Below are 21,319 nucleotides of genomic sequence, written 5' to 3' on the forward strand. Positions count from 1 at the left end.
CGCTGACATGATGCTGTCAAAAGGGGCATGACTGCGCGTTTATGCCAGCAGTCGGCCATTTATCTGCATGTTCTCTGCAAGCCCTGACCCGTTCAGGGCTTTTCTGCTGCCAAGGGTAGGCATGCCTGCCCAAAAAGGGTGCGCCAGATCCCAAAAAGCCTTTGCCCCCACCGGGGCCTCTCGTGTAAAACCGTTCGAGTCGTCATTCACACTCAGCCATTCACGGAAAGCGTCATGAGCAAACCGATTTACAACTTCTGCGCCGGCCCCGCCATGTTGCCGGTCGAAGTCATGGAGCGCGCCCAGCGCGAATTTTGTAACTTCCAGGGGCTGGGAGCCTCGGTCATGGAGCTTTCCCATCGCGGCAAGCCCTATATGGCGGTCGCCGAGAAGGCCGAGGCCGATCTGCGCGACCTGCTGGCGGTGCCGGACAACTACAAGGTGCTGTTCATGCACGGCGGTGGCCGTGGCCAGTTCTCCGCCGTGCCCATGAACCTGCTGGGCGGCGCGAATAAAAAAGCCGACTATCTGCTGACCGGGGTCTGGGCCGCGAGTGCGGTGGACGAGGCCCGCAAGTTCGGCGACATCCAGACCGTCGAGGGGGTCGCCAAGAACGCAGAAGGGATCAGTCACCTGCTGCCGACCCCGGCGTTCCGTGCCGATGCGGCCTATGTGCATTACTGCCCGAACGAAACCATCGATGGCATCGAGATGTTCGACATCCCGGCCACAGGATCTGTGCCCCTGGTGGCGGATCTCTCCTCCACCATCCTCTCCCGTCCCCTCGATGTCAGTCGTTTCGGTGTCATCTATGCCGGTGCACAGAAGAACATAGGGCCATCAGGGCTCGCCATCGCCATCGTGCGCGACGATCTGCTGAACCAGGCGCGCGCCGACGTGCCTTCCATCTTCGACTATCAGCTCACCGCCAAGAACGATTCCATGTTCAACACGCCGCCGACCTACGCCTGGTACCTGGCGGGTCTGGTGTTCGAGTGGCTCAAAGAGCAGGGCGGTCTGGCGGCCATGGAGGCGCGCAACAAGGAGAAGGCCGATTTCCTCTACGGCTATCTCGATGACTCCAGCTTCTATGGCAACAAGGTGGATGCGGCCTGCCGCTCCCGCATGAACGTGCCGTTCCAGCTCAAGAACGAGGCGCTGGACAAGCTGTTCCTGGCCGAGTCGGAGGCCGCCGGCCTGCTGGCGCTCAAGGGGCACCGCATCGTCGGTGGCATGCGTGCCAGCCTCTACAACGCCATGCCGCTGGAAGGGGTCAAGGCCCTGGTGAGCTTTATGGACGGTTTTGCCAAGCGCCACGGTTGAGGCGTTTTCCCCATCGTGAGGCGCCGGGGACTCCCCGGCGTCTGTTTTTGCAGAGGATCCTGACCTTTGTGCCCCCAGCCCCGTATTTGTGCCAAGCGCGGTATTGCCGCACAGGGGCGAGGCTGTTAACGTCCGGTCAGGTGATTTATTTGAGGTCGTACAGGAAGTCTATGAATTCGTTGCGTCTGGAACCCATCTCTCGCGTGGCCGGTGTCGTCAATCTGCCTGGCTCCAAAAGTGTCTCTAACCGTGCCCTGTTGCTGGCGGCCCTGGCCCGCGGCACCACCCGGTTGACCAACCTGCTCGACAGCGATGACATCCGTCACATGCTGGCGGCCCTGACCCAGCTCGGGGTCAAGTACAAGCTGTCTGCCGACAAGACCGAATGCACGGTACATGGCCTCGGCCGCAGCTTCGCGGTCAAGGATCCGGTCAACCTCTTCCTCGGCAACGCCGGCACCGCCATGCGCCCGCTCTGCGCCGCCCTGTGCCTGGGTTCCGGTGAATACATGCTGGGGGGGGAGCCTCGCATGGAGGAGCGCCCCATCGGTCACCTGGTGGATGCCCTGCGTGAAGCGGGTGCCCATATCCAGTACCTGAAGAAAGATGGTTATCCGCCCCTGGTGGTGGATGCCAAGGGGCTCTGGGGCGGCGACGTGCACATCGACGGCTCCGTCTCCAGCCAGTTCCTGACGGCCTTCCTGATGGCGGCCCCCATGGCAGCCGGCGATACCCGCATCCACATCAAGGGGGAGCTGGTCTCCAAGCCCTACATCGACATCACCCTGCACATCATGAAGCAGTTCGGGGTGGTCATCGAGCACGACGACTACAAGCTGTTCTACATCAAGGGCAACCAGAGCTATGTCAGCCCGGGTGACTTCCTGGTGGAGGGAGATGCCTCCAGCGCCTCCTACTTCCTCGCGGCGGGCGCCATCAAGGGCAAGGTACGGGTGACCGGCATCGGCAAGCACAGCATCCAGGGCGATATCCACTTCGCCGACGTGCTGGAGAAGATGGGGGCTCGCATCACCTGGGGCGACGACTTCATCGAGGCGGAGCAGGCTCCCCTGCACGGCATCGACATGGACATGAACCAGATCCCCGATGCGGCCATGACCATAGCGACCACGGCGCTGTTTGCCGAGGGGCCCACCTCCATTCGCAATATCTACAACTGGCGGGTGAAGGAGACGGATCGTCTGCACGCCATGGCCACCGAGCTGCGCAAACTGGGTGTGGAAGTGGAGGAGGGGCATGACTTCATCACCGTCACTCCGCCTGCCAGCCTCAAGCATGCGGCCATCGACACCTACAACGATCACCGCATCGCCATGTGCTTCTCCCTGGTGGCCCTGTCCGATACGGCGGTGACCATCAATGATCCGGGTTGTACCTCCAAGACCTTCCCGGATTACTTCGACAAGCTGGCGGGGATCAGCCAGGCCGTCTGATCTCATGCTCGTTGTCATCCAAGAGGCTCGCCACCGTGCGGGCCTCTTGCTTTCCCGCATGCTATTAGCAGCATTGCAACAACTTGCAAGGTCAGCCGCAAAAATACTTTGTTGAGGTATGTAATTTTCTATTTACACCCTTTAGATAGAGGAATAGATTGGGATCACTCAATCGCAGTCATTTAGCAGGAAGTATGGTCATGCAGCATCAAACCGACGACATTAGAATCAAAGAAATCAAAGAGTTATTGCCCCCGGTTGCGGTGCTCGAGAAATTTCCGGCGACCGAGAACGCCTCACAGACCGTGTTTGAATCCCGCCAGGCCATTCATCAGATCCTGGCCGGTGAAGATCAACGCCTGCTGGTGGTGATCGGCCCCTGCTCCATCCATGATCCGGTCGCCGCACTGGAATATGGCAAGCGCCTCAAGGTGTTGCGTGACGAGCTCAAGGGCGAGCTGGAAATCGTGATGCGGGTCTACTTTGAGAAGCCGCGCACCACCGTGGGCTGGAAGGGGCTCATCAACGACCCTTACCTCGACAACAGCTGCCAGATCAACGACGGCCTGCGCATCGGCCGCAAGCTGCTGCTGGATCTCAACGACATGGGGCTGCCCACCGCCTCCGAATTCCTCGACATGATCACCCCGCAGTACATGGCGGATCTGATGAGCTGGGGGGCCATCGGCGCCCGTACCACCGAATCCCAGGTGCACCGTGAGCTGGCCTCCGGCCTCTCCTGCCCGGTGGGCTTCAAGAACGGTACCGACGGCACCATCAAGGTGGCCATCGACGCTATCGGTGCCGCCAGCGCCCCGCACCACTTCCTGTCGGTGACCAAGTTCGGCCACTCCGCCATCGTCTCCACCGCAGGCAACCCGGATTGCCACATCATCCTGCGCGGCGGCCGCGAGCCGAACTACAGCGCCGCTCATGTGAGCGAGGTGGTGAAGGGTCTGGACAAGGCCGGTCTGCCGCAGAAGGTGATGATCGACTTTAGTCACGCCAACAGCAGCAAGCAGTTCAAGAACCAGATGCGGGTAGCCGAGGACGTGGCTGACCAGCTGCGCGGTGGCAGCCAGGCGGTGTTCGGGGTCATGGTGGAGAGCCATCTGGTGGAAGGACGCCAGGATCTGGTGGAGGGCTGCGAGCTTACCTTCGGCCAGAGCATCACGGATGCCTGCATCAGCTGGGATGACACCGAGCTGTTGCTGCGCAACCTGGCCGATGCGGTGGCCACCCGCAACGCAGGCTGAGGGAGATGCGGTCAGGCCGATAGCGCCCGGGCGAGCACACCACTGGCAACAAAAAGCGCGACCCTGGGTCGCGCGTTTTTCATGGGGCCGCTCATGGGACCAGGGTGCTGGGCGTGCTTATTTGCTGCGCGCCATGTGATCCCGCAGGCGGATGTTGATCATCTCCACTACCAGCGAGAAGGCCATGGCGAAGTAGATGTAGCCCTTGGGAATGTGCAGATCCAGCCCTTCTGCCATCAGGGCGACCCCGACCAGGATCAGGAAGGAGAGGGCCAGCATCTTGATGGTGGGGTGGGTATCGACGAAGTCACCGATGGCCTTGGCGGCGAACATCATGACGCCGACCGCGATGATGATGGCCAGCACCATGACGGGCACGTGATCCGCCATGCCGACGGCTGTGATGACCGAGTCAAGGCTGAAGATGATATCCAGGATGGCTATTTGCACCAGGGTGGACATGAAGCCCGCCGCCTTGCTCACCGTGCTCTGTTCGTCGGCGGCCCCTTCCAGGCTGTGGTGGATCTCGTGGGTACTCTTGGCAATGAGGAACAGGCCCCCGATCAGCAAGATGAGATCCCGGCCCGAGATGGCTTCGCCCAGCACGGAGAAGAGCGGTTCGGTGAGGCGCATCACCCAGGCGAGGGAGAGCAGCAGCAGGATGCGGGTCCCCATGGCGAGGCCGAGGCCCAGGATCCGGGCACGTTGGCGCTGGGCTTCCGGCAGGCGGCCCACGAGGATGGAGATGAAGATGATGTTGTCGATACCCAGCACTATCTCGAGCAGGGTCAGGGTGGCGAGCGCGACCCAGGCTGAGGGGTCAGCAATCCATTCCAGCATGATTGAACCTTGGTTGAACAGTGGTTGACGATTGAAACAGCGCATTCTAACAGGCGGACCTGACTTGTCCCAGCGCGCCGAACAGATAAAATGGCGGCGTCCAGAGGGAGAAAAACATGTTTCGTTTAGGGCTTATTATCAACCCGGTCGCCGGCATTGGCGGGGCCGTGGGGCTCAAGGGCAGTGACGGCGTGGTGGCCGAGGCGCTGGCGCGGGGTGCAGTCCCAAAAGCCCAGGAGCGGGCTCGTCAGGCTCTGCTGCCCCTGTGTGGCCTGAGCCAACCTTTCGAACTGTTGACGGTCGGGGGGGAGATGGGGGGCGAGCTGGCCGCGTCGCTGCAACTGCCCCATACCATCGTGCATCAGCCAGCCTCCCCGAGCAGCGCCGCCGACACCCGTATCGCAGCCGCCCTGCTGCGTGATGCCGGGGTGGATCTGCTGCTGTTCGCCGGTGGCGACGGTACCGCCCGGGACATCTGCGCCGCGGTGGGGGAGTCCTGCCATGTGCTCGGCATCCCGGCGGGGTGCAAGATCCACTCCGGGGTCTATGGGGTCACCCCCGCCGCCAGCGGCCGGGTGGTCGCCAGGATGATCGCCGGGGAACTGCTGAGCCTCATCGACGCCGAGGTGGTGGACATCGACGAGGAGGCGTTCAGGGCCGGCAAGGTGCGGGCTCGCCACTATGGCCAGATGCAGGTGCCCGGGGATCTGCGCTACGTGCAGGCCACCAAGCAGGGCGGGCGGGAGTCCGAGGCACTGGTGCTCGCCGATCTCGCCGCCGGTGTGGTGGAGGAGATGGAGCCCGACACCCTCTATCTGATGGGCTCCGGCAGCACGGTGGCTGCCTGCATGGGGGAGCTGGGTCTGGAAAATACCCTGCTCGGTGTGGATCTGGTGGAAAATGGCCGGCTTATCGGGCAGGATCTGTCCGCCACCGAGATCCTGACCCGGATCCGTGGCCGTCGCTGCCGCCTGATCATCACCCTGATCGGTGGCCAGGGACATCTGTTCGGGCGCGGAAATCAGCAACTGAGTCCAGAGGTGATCCGGACCGTCGGACGCGAGCACATCCAGGTGCTCGCTACCAAAGCCAAGCTGGCGGCACTCGATGGCCGTCCGCTGCTGGTGGATACCGATGACCCGGCACTGAACCGGTCGTTAAGTGGTTATCTGCGCATAACCACCGGATACAAGGATCAGGTCATCTACCCGGTGGCCAACCCGGAATAGGACATCAAGGATGCGGCTGGCCTGGCGCCAGAGAGCCGCGATCAACCGGATCGCAGTTCCACTCCCCGAATTATTTTGCCGGCAACCCCGGAAATGAGGCTGCGTTAAATGACGATTCACGATTTTGAACACAAGTTGTTGGGACTGATCGACGCCATGGTCGCCACGGCCAGCGAAGACGAGCTGTTTGCGGGTGGCTACCTGCGCGGTCATATCTCCCTCGCCGTCGCCCGGGCCGAGCTGGAGGGCAAGACTCTGGTGCGGGACGTGAAGAGCTATGTGTTGCGTAGCCTGAACGAAGCCATCCTGCAGGGAGAGCTCTCCGAGCAGGACGAGGAGCTGGTGCAGGATATGTGGAAACGGCTGCAACAACAGGTAGAAGCTTGATCCCATTCGCAGTTCAAACACAAGTTTGAGTTTTCTGCTTCCCTGATTGTTATCAAAAGGTTAATAATGAGTCTTGCCTTTTGTTTCAGGGAATAAACCATGGCTTCCTCCTCACGCATTGCCAACAAACTGCCGCTCGAGATGCTCTATCACTGGGAGCGGCAGACGCCTGATCGGGTCTACCTTCGTCAAACCATTCACCGCGAATACGTCGACTTCACCTGGGGTGAAGTGGCGGATCAGGCGCGGCGCATGGTCACGGCACTGCGTGAGCTGGGCCTCGAGCCCGGCGACAAGGTGGCCCTGCTCTCCAAGAACTGTGCACAGTGGTTCATCGCCGACCTGGCGATGCAGATGGGGCACTATGTCAGCGTGCCCATCTATCCGACCGCCAACGTCGATACCATTGAATACGTGCTGCGCCACAGCGAGGCCAAAGCGATCTTCGTCGGCAAGCTCGATGACTGGAAGAGCCAGGAGGCGGGGGTGCCGGCGGACTTGCTGCGCATTGCCTTCCCCTACGACACCATGCCGGCCCCCCATCAGTGGGACGCACTGCTCAAGGCCCACGAGCCCATTGCTGACAGCCCGATGCAGGCGCCGGATGCCCTGCTGAGCCTGGTCTACACCTCTGGCAGCACCGGCAAGCCCAAGGGGGCCATGCTGAGCGTGGAGCGCTATGCCTGGTCCTGCGAGAAGCTGGTGGAGGCGGTGGCGCTGACCGATGCCGATCGCGGCTTCTCCTACCTGCCGCTCGCCCACATCACCGAGCGGGTCTACATCTACGGTGGCAGCCTGTTCAGCGGGGCCACCATCGCCTTCCCCGAGTCCCTCGACACCTTCATCGACGACGTCAAACGCTGCCGTCCCACCGTCTTCATCTCGGTGCCGCGGCTGTGGGCCATGTTCCGCATCAAGATCCACGAGAAGCTGCCCCAGAAGAAGCTCGAGCTGCTGCTCAAGATCCCTCTGATTTCAGGTCTTATCAAGGGCAAGCTGCAAAAGGGGTTGGGGCTGGATCAGGCGCGGGTGCTGGGCTGCGGTTCGGCGCCGGTGGCGCCGGCGCTGCTCGAGTGGTATCACAGCATCGGTCTCGAGATCACCGAGGCCTGGGGCATGACCGAGAACCACGCTTTCTCCACTCTCAATTTCCCCTTCCGGGCGGACAAGATAGGCACGGTCGGCAAGGCCGGGCCCGGGGTGACCATCAAGATCTCCGACGAGGGGGAGATCCTCTGCCGCTGCGAAGGCATGATGCTGGGTTACTACAAGGATCCCGAGCACAGCCGCGAGGCCATTGATGAGGAGGGCTGGCTGCACACCGGCGACATGGGCAAGCTGGACAAGGAGGGCTACCTCACCATCACCGGGCGCATGAAGGATGTGTTCAAGACCGCCAAGGGCAAGTACGTGGCCCCGGTGCCCATCGAGGGGATGCTGGGGCAGGAACCCATCATCGAGCAGCTCTGCGTCATCGGTTATGGCATGCCGCAGCCGGTCGCCCTGGTGCAGCTCGCCGAGAGCGCCATGCGCGGGGAACGTTCCATCGTCAATGCCCAGCTGGAGGCGGCCCGCAACCGGGTCAACGCCCAGCTGGAGCCCCACGCCAAGATCCGCGGCATCCTGGTGGTGAAGAGCCCCTGGAACATCGAGAACGGGGTGCTGACCCCCACCATGAAGATCCGCCGCCACCTGCTGGAGCAGAAGTACGCCGACATCGGCGAACGCTGGGCCGGGGCCGAGACCATCGTCTGGGAGTCATGACTGGCCGCTGTGGCGGGCTTGCCACGCCCGGCAGGCATTTGGAAAATCACTGACAAGCCGCAGCGTATTTGAAAATTAAATGAAGAAGGGGAGCCATGGGCTCCCCTTCTTGCATTCAACGGGCCTGTCAGACCGCCCGGTACTCCAGCTCGACATGTCCCAGCGCCTTGAGAGTGGACTGGGCGGCATCCCGCTGGCTGATCGGGCTGTTGCCGTTCTCCAGCAGCACGGCACGGCGCACCTGGCCGAGATCCTCACCGTTCAGGACCGCATGGGCGCAGGCCATCTGCATCGGCGGCAGGCTGGGATTGAAGGCGGCATTCTCCGCGTAGCGCCCGCAGAAGATGCGGCCGTCCGCAAATTGCAGCGCCACCGCGGCATAGCCCTGACTGTAGGGGGCATAGCTCTGGCGGGCGGCCGCGAGGGCGGCTTGCCACAGGGGATCGTCGGTTTCAAGCTTGAGTTCGTCGTGGGCCTGCGGGCTCATCAGGGCGTCGGTGATATCGAGATCCGCCGGGCCGAAGGAGTGGGGCAGGAAGGATTGCAGATCGCTCAAGTCGTCCGGCAGGGAGACTTTCAGGGTCTTGGCGGTGCTCAGCTCGTTCATGAACTGGCGGCAGTGACCACAGGGGGTGTAGTTGACGGTGATCTCACTGATCCCGGTCTCGCCGCCGAGCCAGGCATTGGAGATGGCGGACTGCTCCGCATGGACCGAGTGGAACAGCCCCGGGCCCGCGAACTCCATGTTGGCGCCGAAATACCAGCTGCCGCTCAGGCCGCAGGCGATGGCGCCCACGAAGAACTTGGAGATGGGGGCGACCGAGCAGGCGGCGGCCAGCGGCAGCAGGGCCAGACGCAGGGCGCGATCCTCAAGACCGGTGGCGGCTTTCAGGGTGGCGACTTGCTCGGGGCTGAAGCGGGCGGCGAACTGGTCGTCCAGCATGGGGCGCAGCGCCGCTTGCAGCGGGGCGGGCAGGGTGTCGAATGGCTTGGCAAAACGGGGATGCATACTGTGTCCTCAAAGGCCAATTGGGGGGCCATTGTAGGGAGCAAGCGCACTGAAATGTGTGAGCGCGCTCACGCCTTGGTGGGCAAAGGACGATGGATGTTAAAGGAAACGTTTGTCTTTCGCAATCTGTGCGGCGGCTCCCACCCCGGGCGAGGTCATGGCGCTAACCGGGGCGGTGTGACGAGTCAGGGAGCGGGCGATGGGAGGGGCAGGGGACGCTCTCCTCCCATCGTGGAGTGCTTCAGGTGAGCCAGTGGTAGAGGGCAAACAGCAGGGGGGCAACGGCGGCGGTGAGCACCCCGCAGACCACCATGGCGAGCGACGAGAAGGCCCCCTGGGTCACTCCTTTTTCGGCGGAGGTGGCGGTGCCGATGGCGTGGGCACAGGCCCCCATGGCGAGCCCCTGCGCCTCGGGGTCGGTGACCCGCATCAGCTTGAGCAGGGGGTAGCCGATGAGGGCTCCCAGGATCCCGACCACCACCACCACGGCGGCGGCGATGGCGGGAATGCCGCCGAGGGACTGGCTGACGCTCATGGCGAGCGGCGTGGTGATGGACTTGGTGGCCAGGGAGGCCAGCAGCGCCGGATCTGCCCCCATGGCGTGGCCGATGCCTAAGGTGGTGCAGACCGAGATCAGCACGGATGCCAGGGTGCAGACGAGTATGGGCTTGAGTCTGGCCTGGATCTGGCGCGCCTGCTGATAGAGGGGCAGCGCCAGCGCCACCACGGCGGGTTCGAGCAGGGCCGTGATGGGGAAGGTGCCGTGCTGGTACTCCGCCAGCGGCAGGTTGAAGATGAGCAGGATGGCGATGATCACCAGGGTCGGGATCAGCACCGGGTTGATGATGGGCCAGGGCAGACGGCGATAGAGGGCCCGGGTGGCGAAATAGAGCGCCAGTGTCAGGGGAATGGCAAACCAGAACATCATTGCTTGTTCATCCTCTGGTAGAGATGGCCGACGGTGGCGAGGATCAGCACGATGCCGAGCACCACGCAGAGCATGATGAGGCCGAAGGATTGGCGCAGGGGCTCGAGCCAGGCCACGAGGCCAACCGCCACCGGCACGAACAAAACCCCCATGTGGCGCAGCAGCAGACCGGCCCCCTGTTCCACCCAGTGCAGCTTGACGAGTTGCAGGGAGAGCAGCACGAACAGCAGCAGCATGCCGATGATGCTGCCGGGGAAGGCGAAGGGCAGCAGGGCCGCCAGGGCTTTGCCCGCCAGCAGGCAGGCGATGATGACCATGAAATCACGAAGGTAGAGCAGGGCGCGTTGAAGCAGCACGGGGGCCTCATCTTGGCAACTGTGAGCGAGGTCGCAGTTTAACAGAACGCGGGGGGAACAGGACAGGGCCAACTGACCCACAGGGGATACAATGGCGCCAGCGTCGTTTCCATTCACCAGACGTATCGTACCTGCCCATCAGAAGGAGATCCCATGTCGGCCCCCTCGCGCTTGTCCCGGCTGCGCCAGTTATCCGCCCAGCCTGACCCCCATACCCAACTGCTGCAGACCCCCGCCTGGGATGGCCCCCTGTGCCGGGTGCGGCTGGACAACACGGGTGCGGCGCCGGCGGCAATCCAGACGTGGTTGTTGTTTGATGGCGATCTCGGCATTAGCCCTGATGCCGCCATCTACGGGGAGGGATTCCAGATGCTGGCCCAGACCATGGGCACCTGGCGTTCTCCCGAGCCGGTCGGACGCTGCCCGGACGCGAGCGTCTATCGCATCAGTGCGGATCAGGGTTATCACACCATCCACAACCTGCTGCTGGTGGAGCAAGCGGGGGGCTGGCTGCTGCTGGGGTTCACGAGTTGCCAGCGCTTTGGCGGCGAGTTTCGGCTCTATCCCGATGGCCGTTTGCAGATCCTGATGAACGGCGAGGGGCGGGCATTGGCCCCGGGCCAGCATTGGCAAAGCGAAGCCCTGCTCTGCCTGGAGGGGCCGGATCGGGAGGCGCTGCTGGCTGAGCTGGCCAGCCGGATTGGCGCCGAACACCCGGCCCTGGTCGCCGACGTGAAGGCCCGCCCCAGCGGCTGGTGCTCCTGGTATCACTACTACGCGCAGGTGAGCGCGGACGACATCCGCGAGAATCTGGCCGCGCGGGCCGCGCGCTTTTCAGGCCTGCGCTATGTGCAGATCGATGACGGTTATCAGGCGAGGATGGGGGACTGGCTTGAGCCGTCTGCCAAATTCGAGCAGGGGGTGGCGGCGCTTGCCAGCGAGATCCGCGCCGCCGGTTGCGAGCCGGCGCTCTGGGTCGCCCCCTTTATCGCCGAACCCGGCTCCCGGGTATTCCAGCAGCATCCCGAGTGGTTCGTGAAGGGGGAGGACGGTCTGCCGCTCCCCTCGGAGCGGGTCACCTACGGTGGCTGGCGCTGCACTCCCTGGTATGTGCTGGATGGCACCCATCCTGAGGTGCAGGCCCATCTCGAGCAGGTATTTCGCACCCTGCGCCAGCAGTGGGGGATCCACTACTTCAAGCTGGACGCGAACTTCTGGGGCGCCATTCACGGCGGCCAGTTCCACGACGCTAGCGCGACCCGGGTCGAGGCCTATCGCCGTGGCATGGCGGCAGTGCTGCGCGGCGCCGGGGAGGGGGCCTTCCTGCTCGGCTGCAACGCCCCCATCTGGCCGAGTCTGGGGCTGGTGCACGGCATGCGGGTGAGCGATGACGTGGAGCGCCATGGCCCCCGTTTTCGCCAGATAGCGCGGGAGGCCTTCTGCCGCGCCTGGCAAAATGACCGGTTGTGGGCGCTGGATCCGGACTGCGTCTGCCTGCGGGATTTGCCAAGTCAACGTGCCTTTGAGGCGGACTACCAGTTCCACCTCGCCGCCCTGGTGGCGAGCGGCGGCATGGTGCTGGCGGGGGACAGGCTGCGGGATCTCAATGAAGAGCAGGCGGCCTGGCTGCACAAGCTGCTGGCCCTGTGCGAGGCGCGGGCCCCGGCGGCCCGGTTCGATGACATGGGGTTCAGCCGTGGTCGGGTGGCGCTGCCAGGTGGCGGCGAGCTGCTCTGCCTGTTCAACTGGGAAGGCGCTGCGCGGGAGGTCTCAGTGCCGGCGGGAGGGCAGGACTTCTGGGATGAGCGCCCCGCGGGGCAGCGGATTGCGCTGCAAGCAGGGCAAGGCAGAGTGCTGCTGTACCGTTAAAGTCAGTTCAGGTAGATAAAAAGGCTCCCTCGGGAGCCTTTTTTGGTGTCTCTGGTTGCTTGGGTAGGCGCTAGAAGTGCCACTCCATGCCGATGGCATAGTTGGAGGAGCCGTAGCCCGGGATCTCGTTGCTGGAGACCAGGGCCTTCAGGGTCATGCGCTTGCTCAGGGGCATGCCGAGTCCCATGCCGATGGCCACCTCGTCGGTCTGATCCCCCATCATGTCGACCCGCAGGGTGCGATAGAGGGAGAGATCCTCGCTCATCTGGGCGTAGATCTGGGACGACTTGTTGTAGAGCTGGCCGAACACTTCCATCTGGAAGCCGTTTTGCGGCGTGATGGCGATCGGAATACCGGCGAAGCGATAGAGATCCGAGTGGTTGAAGTAGCTGTTGGTGATCTGGGGGGTGAAGTCGGTCTGCCGATAGAGGGTGCTGAAGTTGCTTTCGATGAGCCGGTAAGTCTGCTCGGGCAGGCGCAGCAGATAGTCCGGTACCTCGAAGCGCACGCTGGCCATGGCAGCCGAGGGCAGCAAGGCACAGGCCACAAGGGTGAAAACAGACAGTCCTGAACGCATCAAATCGGCAATCCCCAAGAGTCGATGGCACGGCGTCCTGCCGTTCGTAGATACAAATAATCAAATTATCAGGAGTCTGGGCTCCCCTTGCTCATTATGTCCCGAGCAAGGGGAGCGTACAGGGATTTAACTGTGAAATCACTCACATATCAGAGATCTTCGAGGTAGCGATAGAGGCTCTTGAGGATGGCGAAGTTCCGTTCGTTACCCTGATTCTGTTCTGCCAGGGCCTCCAGACGGGCGACATAATCCGGCAACCGGCTGCTGAAGTAGTCGCTGCAGTGCAGGCGCCAGCGTTTCTGTTCGGCTTCGCTCAAGGTATGGGGCCAGTTGCGGGCACGATAGCGCAGCAGCATCTCGGGCAGGCGCGGATCGCTGAAGGCAAATTCCCGCTCTCCCAGCAGATCCGCCGGGGTGGCGCGCACCAGATCCATGCTGGCCTTGTCGCCGTGGCTGAAGAAGCCGGCGTAGAGCTGGGTGTCGGGATCCTTGTCGTTGCTGGCGGCGAACTCCTGGTTGAACACCTCCACCAGCTTCTCCCGTATTTCGGGGTGGGCCCGCAGCAGATCCAGGCTCTTGCGACACTGCTCCCGATTGACCCCGAGTTCGTCCGCCCGCTCGGCCGTGAGGGTGGCAGCCGGGGCCAGCACCGGGCACTTGTTGATGTGCACCAGCTTCACCGGAATGCCGGCCAGGTCCCCCAGCTCATCCTTCTTGGTGTAGAGCCGCTCGCGGATCTCGTCACTGCTGAGCTCGATGAGGGGGGTGGGGTCGCGGGTGAGATCCACCATGATCACCGCATTCTGATTGGTGGGATGCCAGGCGAGTGGCGACACCCAGCTCACGCACCCCTGCCAGGGGGAGAACATGCCGGAGACGTGCACCAGGGGCTTCATGGTCACCACGTCGATGAGGGCCTTGACCTTGTTCTTGTTGCGCAGATCGAAGAGATACCCGAACAGCTTGGGCTGGGCTTTTTTCACCAGCTTGGCCATCTCGATGGTGGCCAGCACGTCCGAGAGCGCATCGTGGGCATTGGCGTGGGCCACGCCGTTGGCCACGGTCAGTTTTTCGAGGCGAAAGCTCGGCTTGCCCTCTTCATCGAACGCCCACGTGATCCCCTCCGGACGCAAGGCGTAGCAGGCCCGCAGCATGTCGAGGATATCCCAGCGGGAGTTGCCGTTCTGCCAGGCGTAGGCGTAAGGGTCGTAGAAGTTGCGATAGAGGGTGTAGCGGGTCACCTCGTCATCGAAGCGGATGCTGTTGTAACCGAGCACGCAGGTGTTCGGCGTCGCGAACTGTTCGTGGATCTGGCGAATGAAGTCCGCCTCGCACAACCCGTCCTTCATCGCCTTTTGCGGCGTGATGCCGGTGATGAGGCAGGCCTCGGGATCCGGCAGGTAGTCAGCAGGGGGCTTGCAGTAGATGACCAGGGGCTCGCCGATGAGGTTGAAATCCGCGTCGGTGCGAATGCCCGCGAACTGGGACGGCCTGTCCTTCGCGGGGCTGATCCCGAAGGTCTCGTAGTCGTGGAAGTAGAAGGTCGGCCCTTGGCCTGATTGTGCTGCGTTGCTCATGTTGTCCGAAATGCGGGGGCGCCTGGCGCCAGGGTGGATGGTGACGGGCACCACGAATGCCAGCATGGTAAACCATAGCGTCGGCAGAGCGAAGTGCAGCCCTCCCGCCTGATGCTTTAATCGGCAGTCCATACCATAGGCGCGGGCAACGTCAGTTCGTGCAGATCTGTTAGGGGATGCCCCGGCAGCAGCCCATGATCGTCATATCGAGAAAGGGGCACGAGCAGGCTCGGTTGTGGGAAACGTCAGCATTTGCTGCCTGTACATAAGGTTACAGAAGAAGCATGGCGGTCGGGCGGGGCTCTGGTGAATCATGTGTGCATGACGAGAGGGCCGGGTTGGCCCGGTGGCAGGTGGCCGCCCTTGTCCGATGGATGGCCGGGCTTCTGTCAGGCGCAGCGGCGTCGTGTCTGTTCTCATTTGAGTTGGTTTTTTCACCCCACAGCGGGTTTGCCTGTAGGCTCAATGGGGTGTGTTCATTCTCAATATCATGACGGGAAGCGGGAATGCGGCGTTCATTGTTCGTCTGGATAGGCCCCCTGTGCAGCCTGCTGCTGCTCGGTGCGGCCTTGACCGTGTTGTATCACCTGACCGAGTCCTGGCACTGGCACGATATCCGGCTGGCCCTCTGGTCCCAACCCCTGCCGCCGCTGGCCGGGGCCCTGCTGCTGACCCTGCTGAGCTATGGCTGCCTCTGCGGCTATGACCTGCTGGCGGTGCGCATGCTCGGCAAGCCCGTACCCTGGCCGCAGGTCGGGATGACCTCCTTCATCGCCTATACCTTCTCCAACACCCTGGGCTTTGCGCTGCTGACCGGCTCCTCGGTGCGCTACCGTCTCTACTCCTCCCTGGGGCTCGGCACCTTCGAGGTGGCTCGCGTCATCCTGTTCTGCTCCATCACCTTCTTCCTCGGCCTGCTGGCCTGGGGCGGGCTCTCCCTCCTGCTGGGGCAGGCTCAGAGTCTGTTGCCGGGCTGGCCGGATTGGGCGGGCTGGGGGTTGCAACTGGCTGGCGCCCTGGCGCTGCTGGCGGTGCTGGGTTATCTGTTCTGGCCCGGCGCCCGGCTCAGCTGGCGCGGCCATCAGCTGACCCTGCCGAACCTGAAGTACCGGCTGCTGCAACTGCTGGTCGCCCTGCTGGACTGGATGGCCGCCGCCGCCGTGCTCTATGTGTTGCTGCCGTCTGGGAGCGTGCCCTATGGCGTGCTGCTCAGCGCCTTCGTGATCTCCAGCCTGCTCGGGGTGCTGGCCCATGTGCCGGGGGGACTGGGGGTGTTTGAGGCGAGCATGAGCCTGCTGCTTGCCCACTATCTGCCAGCGGACAAACTGCTGGCCGCCCTGCTGCTCTATCGCTGCATCTACTATGTGCTGCCCTTCCTCTGCGCCCTGCTGCTGTTCGCGAGCCAGGAGGCCTTGCAACAGCGGGCCCGCTGGCAGCGGCTGCAGGGGCTCATGAGCGCCATGCGCGAATTTCTGCCGGCCCTCATCAGCCTCGGCACCTTCGCCGCCGGCACACTGCTGCTCTGCTCCGGCATGGTGCCGACCATGCGGGGGCGCATCGAGGCCGTGTTGCAGATTTTCCCTCTGCATCTGCTGGAGATCTCCCACGTGCTCGGCAGCGTCAGCGGCGTGCTCCTTATCCTGCTGGCCCACAGCCTCTATCGGCGTCACGACGGGGCGTTTCGCATCACCCAGTGGCTGCTTGGCCTTGGCATGATGTTCTCCCTGTTCAAGGGGGCCGACTGGGAGTCTGCCCTGCTGCTCGGCGCCTTCCTGCTCGTCATCACCCCCTGTCGGTCGCTGTTCTATCGCAAGGGCTCCCTGCTGCACGCCCAGTTCACCCCCGGCTGGCTGATGTCGGTGGGGGCCGTGCTGCTGGGGGCCTTGTGGCTGCTCTTCTTCTCCTATCGCCAGGTGGAGTATGACCAGAGCCTCTGGCTCAATGTCTCGGCCCACGGGCCGGGCGCGGCTTCCCGTGCCTTGCGCACCATGGGGAGCGTGATCGCCGTGCTGGCGGTGGTGGGGGTGGCCCAGTTGCTGGCGCCCCTGCGGGTCTCTGGCAACAAGCCGGGCAAAGAGGAGCTGGCCCGGGCGCAGGCGCTGGTGCTGCGTCATGGCGGCGGTCACGGCTATCTGGCCCAGCTCGGTGACAAGTCACTGCTGTTTCACGCCAGTGGCGAGGCGTTTCTGATGTACGGGGTGGAGGGCAACAGCTGGATAGTGATGGGGGATCCCATCGGCCATGCCTCGCTGGTCGAGGAACTGCTGTGGCAGTTTAGGGAGCTGTGCGACGAACAGGACGCCAACCCGGTGTTCTATCAGGTGTCGGCCCGCTATCTGCCGCTCTACCTGGATCTCGGCCTCATCCCGTTCAAGCTCGGGGAGGAGGCGATCGTCGATCTCAAGGGGTTCGATCTCGCCGGCAGCCGACTGCGCAACCTGCGCCAGAGCCACGCCAAGGGCAAGCGGGAGGGACTGAGTTTCGAGGTGGTGGACGTGGCCCAGGTGGCCGCCCTGCTGCCCGCCCTCAAGGCCATCTCCGACACCTGGCTGCGCAGCAAGCAGGGCAAGGAGAAGGGGTTCTCGGTGGGGAGCTTCGAGCCTGACTATCTTGCCCTGAGCCCGGCGGCGCTGGTGTGGCACGAGGGCCGCATCGTGGGGTTTGCCAACCTCTGGATCAGTGACAACAAGGAGAGCCTCTCCATCGATCTGATGCGCTACAGCGTGGACACAAGCACGGCCCCCATCATGGACTTCCTGTTTGTGGAGCTGCTGCTGTGGGGCAAGGGGGAGGGTTATGAAAGCTTCAACCTCGGCATGGCCCCCATGTCCGGCTTCAACGATCACCCCCTTGCCAGCTACTGGGCCCGGCTCGGCAATACCCTGTTTACCCGAGGCAGCCGTTTTTACAACTTCCAGGGGCTGCGCCGCTACAAGGAGAAGTTCTCCCCCCAGTGGGAGCCCCGCTATCTGCTCTGCACCAGCCGATTGACGCTGCCCCGCACTTTGACTCACCTGATCTCCCTGATAAGCCGCGGCCCGCTTGGGTTGATGAATAACATGCTGAAGAAATAGGAGTTGGCCATGAGAGCCCTGCTGTTATTGCTGTTGTGTTGTGTCTTTCCCTCTGTCGCCGCACCCCAGGGCCCATCGGTGAAGGGGGATCTCGGTCTGGTGGAGCTGCCGGTGGCCAAAGCATCGTCCGCGCCCATGGTGGTGTTCATGAGCGGGGATGGCGGCTGGGCGGCGCTCGACAAGGGGCTCAGCGCCGAGTTTCAGCGCCATGGCATGCCGGTGGTGGGCTGGAGTTCGCTGACCTACTACTGGAAGAAGAAGACGCCGGAGCAGGCCAGCGCCGATCTGGTGCGGATCCTCTCCGACTACCAGTCCCGCTGGGGGCGCCAGCGCTGGTTGCTGGTGGGGTTCTCTTTCGGGGCCGAAATCGTCCCCTTCGTCATCAACCGGTTGCCACAGCACTATCGCGACAGCCTGGTGGGGGCGGTGATGCTCTCCCCCTCGACGGCCTCGGATTTCGAGATCCACGTCAGCGATATGGTGATACACAACAAGGCGGGCAATTATCCCACCCAGCCTGAGGTGCAGCGGATCACGTCGTTGCCCCTGCTCTGTCTGCAGGGGGCAGAGGATGACTCGCCGGTGCGGCTCTGCCCAAGGCTCAAACAGCCAAACGTCACCACGGTGACGCTGCCAGGTTCCCACCACTTTGACGATGACTATGGGGTGCTGTACCGGAGCATCGCCGATCGGCTGCCCTGGCCGGGGGAGGAACAGGATCACTGAGGATGCCGGGATCGTCTGGCCCGGGCGAATGGATCGCCTTGGTTGGGAATGGAATAAAACAACGCCAGTCAATTGACTGGCGTTGTTTTATTCTGTGGTAAGTCTTTTTATGGCGAGTCAATCTGCCTTACAGCAGATCTTCCAGCTGATACTTCTTGAGCAGTCGATCGAAGGTGCCGTCGGCCTTGACGCTGTCGATGGCGACATCGAACTGGCCCTTGAGCTTGGCGTCGTTCTTGCGCAGCGCCACCGCCACCCCTTCGCCCAGGATCTTGTCCTGGGTGCCGTTGAACTGGGGACCCACGAAGGTGAACTGCTTGCCCATCTCCTTGTCGAGGAAACCGACTTTCAGCTGCACCATGTTGCCGAAGGTGTAATCGGCACGGCCGGATTGCAGATCCAGCATGGGAGACTGGGCGTTGACGTAGCGCTTGATGCTGGCCACTTCCCCGTAGCGGGCGGTGATGAAGTTGTCCTGGGGCGTCCCCTCCTGCACCGCGATCACCTTGCCCTTGAAGTGGGCGGGATCGTCGGCGAAGGTGGCGGCCTTGTCACTGCGCCCCACGAAGCGGTTCTGCATCATGTAGTAGACCTGACTAAAGTCCACCTTCTGGCGCCGCTCGTCGGTGATGTTCATGGAGGACATGATGGCGTCGTATTTACGCACCTGGAGGCCCGGCAGCAGGGCATCCCAGGGCTGGTTGATCACCTCGCACTGGGCCTTCATGGCCGCGCACAGGGCATAGGCGAGATCCACTTCGAAGCCGCCGAGCTTGCCGCTGCTGTCGACCATCTCGAACGGGGGATAGGTGGCATCGGTGGCGATCACCAGGGGCTTGGCGGCGGCTTGTCCGGCGGTGGCCAGGGCCACCAGCATCATGGCTGTGTTGAGTTTCATGGTCATTCCCTTGAAGTTGTGGCGTCATGCCAATGGTCGTCAATGTACCGGCCTCAGGGGCCGACGGGTATCTTGCGATGGTGGAGGGCGGGCAGCTGGCTGCGCACGGTGCGCTGGGCAGCCAGATCCAGGGTGGCGATGGCCATGCCCTGACCTGTCTCGACCCGGGCCAGCACGCGGCCCCAGGGATCGATGATCATGCTGTGACCGTAGGTGCGTCGTCCACCCGGATGATATCCCCCCTGGGCCGAGGCCAGCACGAATGCCAGATTCTCCACCGCCCGGGCCCGCAACAGCAACTCCCAATGGGCCTCCCCCGTGGTATGGGTGAAGGCGGCGGGCAGGGCGATGATGTCGGGGGCCGGTCCAAGGCGAAACAGCTCGGGGAAACGCAGGTCGTAACAGATGCCGAAACGCAGCAGACCCCAGGGCAGGGGATGGCTCACCACCTGCTGGCCCGGGCTCATGGTCGCGGCCTCATCGTATTGCTCGCTGTCGGTGCAAAAGCCGAACAGGTGCAACTTGTCATAGCGAGTGGTCAGTTGCCCTTGAGGGTCGATGAGCAGGCTGCTGTTGTACATCTTGCCGGGCTCTTCGCTGGCAAGGGGCAGGGTGCCCGCCAGGATCCAGATCCCGAGCTCCCGGGCCAGCCCCTGGACCCATGCCAGCAGAGGGCTATCCTCCACGGCTGCGGCCAGGGCGACCCGTGCCCGCTCATCGTCGGGCATCAGATAGAAATATTCGGGCAGCTGGGCAAACTCGGCCCCCTCGGCCGCCGCCTGACGCAGCAGCGCTTCGGCCTGGACCAGGTTGCGGGCGAGACTGTCCCCCGACACCATCTGCAATACGGCAACACGCACGCTATCCATGACGCCTCCTAGACCTTGCACAGACGCTCGGCGCCCGCCAGCAGGGTGTCGTCATCCTTGGAGAAGGAGAGGCGGATGACCCGCTGATCCGTGCCGTCGTGATAGAAGGCGGAGACCGGAATGGTGGCGACCCCGTGATCGCGGATGAGGCGCTGCACGAACAGGCTGTCTGCTTCGTCCGTGATCCGCTCGTAGCTGGCCAGCATGAAAAAGCTGCCGGCGGAGGGCAGGAGAGTAAAGCGAGAATTGCCCAGGGCCGAGACCAGCAGATCGCGCTTGCGCTGATAGAAATCAGCCAGCCCCTGGTAGTGGGCGGGCTGCTGGAGCAAGTGTGCGAAACCGTACTGCATGGGGGTGTCGGCGGCGAACATGGCGAACTGGTGAACCTTGCGGATCTCCTCCATCAGGGGACGGGGGGCGACGCAGTAACCCACCCGCCAGCCGGTGACATGGAAGGTCTTGCCGAAGGAGAAGACGGCGACGGAGCGTTCCGCCAGCTCCGGGTAGCGGATGACGCTCTGGTGCAGGGCCCCATCGAACACCACGTGCTCATACACCTCGTCGGAGAGGATGACGATGTCGGTGCCGCGCACCAGGCGGGCCAGGCGCTCCTGATCTCCCGCCTGCCAGACGGTACCGGTGGGGTTGTGGGGGGTGTTGAGCACTATCATGCGGGTGCGCGGGGTGATGCGGGCGGCGACCTCGTCCCAGGGAATGGCAAAATTCGGCGCCTTGAGGGCGATCACCACAGGGGTGGCCCCTTGCAGCTGGATCATGGGGCGGTAGCTGTCGAACGCGGGCTCGAACATGATGACTTCATCGCCGGGGTGTACCAGGGCGGTGATGGCACAGAACAGGGCTTCGCTGGCACTGGCGGTGATGGTGATCTCCTCGCCGGCATCGTAGGCATGGCCATAGCTGGCGTCAATCTTGGCCGCCAGCCGTTCGCGCAGCTCGGGCAACCCCGTCATGGGGGCATACTGGTTTTCACCGGCCAGCATGGCCTCATGGGTGACCCGGATGAGGTCGGGATCGCAGGGGAAGCTTGGCGCCCCCTGGGAGAGGTTGATGCTGGGGTGACGGGCGGCCAGATCGCCGATGACGCTGAAGATGGTGGTGCCCACCTGGGGCAGTTTGCTGAGAATGCGGGGGGAAGACATCACGCCGTCACCTGATTGTGTGA

18 protein-coding genes are annotated in these 21,319 nt (G+C 63.3%); 9 read left to right on the forward strand and 9 right to left on the reverse strand.

All coding sequences use genetic code 11. From position 1 onward, the window contains the following. The first annotated feature begins 234 nt into the window (after positions 1-234). From serC to aroG, 3 genes are all read left to right on the forward strand, one after another. The gene (gene serC / locus ACW5W7_RS02950; protein WP_456500718.1) at positions 235-1,323 is read left to right on the forward strand and encodes a 3-phosphoserine/phosphohydroxythreonine transaminase; all 1,089 of its coding nucleotides are present in this window, start codon (positions 235-237) and stop codon (positions 1,321-1,323) included. 170 nt (positions 1,324-1,493) lie between these two features. Beyond that, complete coding sequence (gene aroA, locus ACW5W7_RS02955; RefSeq protein ID WP_456500719.1) at positions 1,494-2,777, forward strand: 3-phosphoshikimate 1-carboxyvinyltransferase; 1,284 nt, start codon at positions 1,494-1,496, stop codon at positions 2,775-2,777. A gap of 200 nt (positions 2,778-2,977) precedes the next feature. Further along, complete coding sequence (aroG, locus tag ACW5W7_RS02960; RefSeq protein WP_456500720.1) at positions 2,978-4,033, forward strand: 3-deoxy-7-phosphoheptulonate synthase AroG; 1,056 nt, start codon at positions 2,978-2,980, stop codon at positions 4,031-4,033. A 117-nt stretch (positions 4,034-4,150) separates the two neighbouring features. Here the strand turns inward: aroG and ACW5W7_RS02965 are convergent, their stop codons facing one another. After that, positions 4,151-4,873: a TerC family protein gene (locus ACW5W7_RS02965; RefSeq protein WP_434476185.1), complete on the reverse strand. Its 723-nt coding sequence runs from the start codon at positions 4,871-4,873 to the stop codon at positions 4,151-4,153. A gap of 116 nt (positions 4,874-4,989) precedes the next feature. Between ACW5W7_RS02965 and ACW5W7_RS02970 the strand changes: the two genes are divergently transcribed. The 3 genes from ACW5W7_RS02970 to ACW5W7_RS02980 all read left to right on the forward strand — a co-directional run bounded on the left by ACW5W7_RS02970 (position 4,990) and on the right by ACW5W7_RS02980 (position 8,253). Next, on the forward strand, positions 4,990-6,102 hold the full coding sequence (locus tag ACW5W7_RS02970) for an ATP-NAD kinase family protein (RefSeq protein ID WP_456500721.1): 1,113 nt from the start codon (positions 4,990-4,992) through the stop codon (positions 6,100-6,102). A gap of 108 nt (positions 6,103-6,210) precedes the next feature. Then, complete coding sequence (locus ACW5W7_RS02975) at positions 6,211-6,489, forward strand: YfcL family protein (protein WP_349921984.1); 279 nt, start codon at positions 6,211-6,213, stop codon at positions 6,487-6,489. A gap of 99 nt (positions 6,490-6,588) precedes the next feature. Next, entirely contained in the window at positions 6,589-8,253 is a 1,665-nt protein-coding gene (locus ACW5W7_RS02980) for an AMP-binding protein (protein ID WP_456500722.1), read from the forward strand. A gap of 127 nt (positions 8,254-8,380) precedes the next feature. Here ACW5W7_RS02980 and cdd read toward each other — a convergent pair whose 3' ends face one another. From cdd to ACW5W7_RS02995, 3 genes are all read right to left on the reverse strand, one after another. Further along, entirely contained in the window at positions 8,381-9,262 is an 882-nt protein-coding gene (gene cdd / locus ACW5W7_RS02985; protein ID WP_456500723.1) for a cytidine deaminase, read from the reverse strand. Positions 9,263-9,503: 241 nt separating this feature from the next. Further along, positions 9,504-10,190 carry an LrgB family protein gene (locus tag ACW5W7_RS02990; RefSeq protein ID WP_456500724.1) on the reverse strand — a complete coding sequence of 229 codons (687 nt, stop codon included), beginning with the start codon at positions 10,188-10,190 and terminating at the stop codon, positions 9,504-9,506. Further along, on the reverse strand, positions 10,187-10,546 hold the full coding sequence (locus ACW5W7_RS02995; RefSeq protein ID WP_349921988.1) for a CidA/LrgA family protein: 360 nt from the start codon (positions 10,544-10,546) through the stop codon (positions 10,187-10,189). The genes ACW5W7_RS02990 and ACW5W7_RS02995 overlap by 4 nt, the downstream gene beginning before the upstream one ends. Positions 10,547-10,699: 153 nt before the next feature. On the opposite strand from ACW5W7_RS02995, the gene ACW5W7_RS03000 reads away from it, so the two are divergent. Next, the gene (locus ACW5W7_RS03000) at positions 10,700-12,415 is read left to right on the forward strand and encodes a glycoside hydrolase family 36 protein (RefSeq protein WP_456500725.1); all 1,716 of its coding nucleotides are present in this window, start codon (positions 10,700-10,702) and stop codon (positions 12,413-12,415) included. Between the two features lie 70 nt (positions 12,416-12,485). On the opposite strand, the gene ACW5W7_RS03005 is transcribed toward ACW5W7_RS03000, so the two are convergent. Continuing rightward, a complete protein-coding gene (locus tag ACW5W7_RS03005; protein ID WP_349921990.1) occupies positions 12,486-12,992 on the reverse strand; it encodes a hypothetical protein in 507 nt (168 codons plus the stop codon). 149 nt (positions 12,993-13,141) lie between these two features. Next, the gene (gene sbcB / locus ACW5W7_RS03010; RefSeq protein WP_456500871.1) at positions 13,142-14,569 is read right to left on the reverse strand and encodes an exodeoxyribonuclease I; all 1,428 of its coding nucleotides are present in this window, start codon (positions 14,567-14,569) and stop codon (positions 13,142-13,144) included. 506 nt (positions 14,570-15,075) lie between these two features. Here sbcB and mprF point away from each other — a divergent pair. Beyond that, entirely contained in the window at positions 15,076-17,643 is a 2,568-nt protein-coding gene (mprF, locus tag ACW5W7_RS03015) for a bifunctional lysylphosphatidylglycerol flippase/synthetase MprF (protein ID WP_456500726.1), read from the forward strand. Positions 17,644-17,652: 9 nt separating this feature from the next. Continuing rightward, positions 17,653-18,369 carry an AcvB/VirJ family lysyl-phosphatidylglycerol hydrolase gene (locus ACW5W7_RS03020; protein ID WP_456500727.1) on the forward strand — a complete coding sequence of 239 codons (717 nt, stop codon included), beginning with the start codon at positions 17,653-17,655 and terminating at the stop codon, positions 18,367-18,369. 127 nt (positions 18,370-18,496) lie between these two features. Here the strand turns inward: ACW5W7_RS03020 and ACW5W7_RS03025 are convergent, their stop codons facing one another. The 3 genes from ACW5W7_RS03025 to ACW5W7_RS03035 are packed head-to-tail and all read right to left on the reverse strand — an operon-like array spanning position 18,497 to position 21,296. After that, positions 18,497-19,267, reverse strand: coding sequence for an ABC transporter substrate-binding protein (locus ACW5W7_RS03025; protein ID WP_456500728.1), 771 nt, complete (start codon positions 19,265-19,267; stop codon positions 18,497-18,499). Between the two features lie 53 nt (positions 19,268-19,320). After that, complete coding sequence (locus tag ACW5W7_RS03030) at positions 19,321-20,136, reverse strand: carbon-nitrogen hydrolase family protein (protein ID WP_456500729.1); 816 nt, start codon at positions 20,134-20,136, stop codon at positions 19,321-19,323. A gap of 8 nt (positions 20,137-20,144) precedes the next feature. After that, a complete protein-coding gene (locus ACW5W7_RS03035; protein WP_456500730.1) occupies positions 20,145-21,296 on the reverse strand; it encodes a methionine aminotransferase in 1,152 nt (383 codons plus the stop codon). Between the last annotated feature and the right edge of the window lie 23 nt (positions 21,297-21,319).

Source organism: Aeromonas intestinalis, assembly GCF_054052485.1.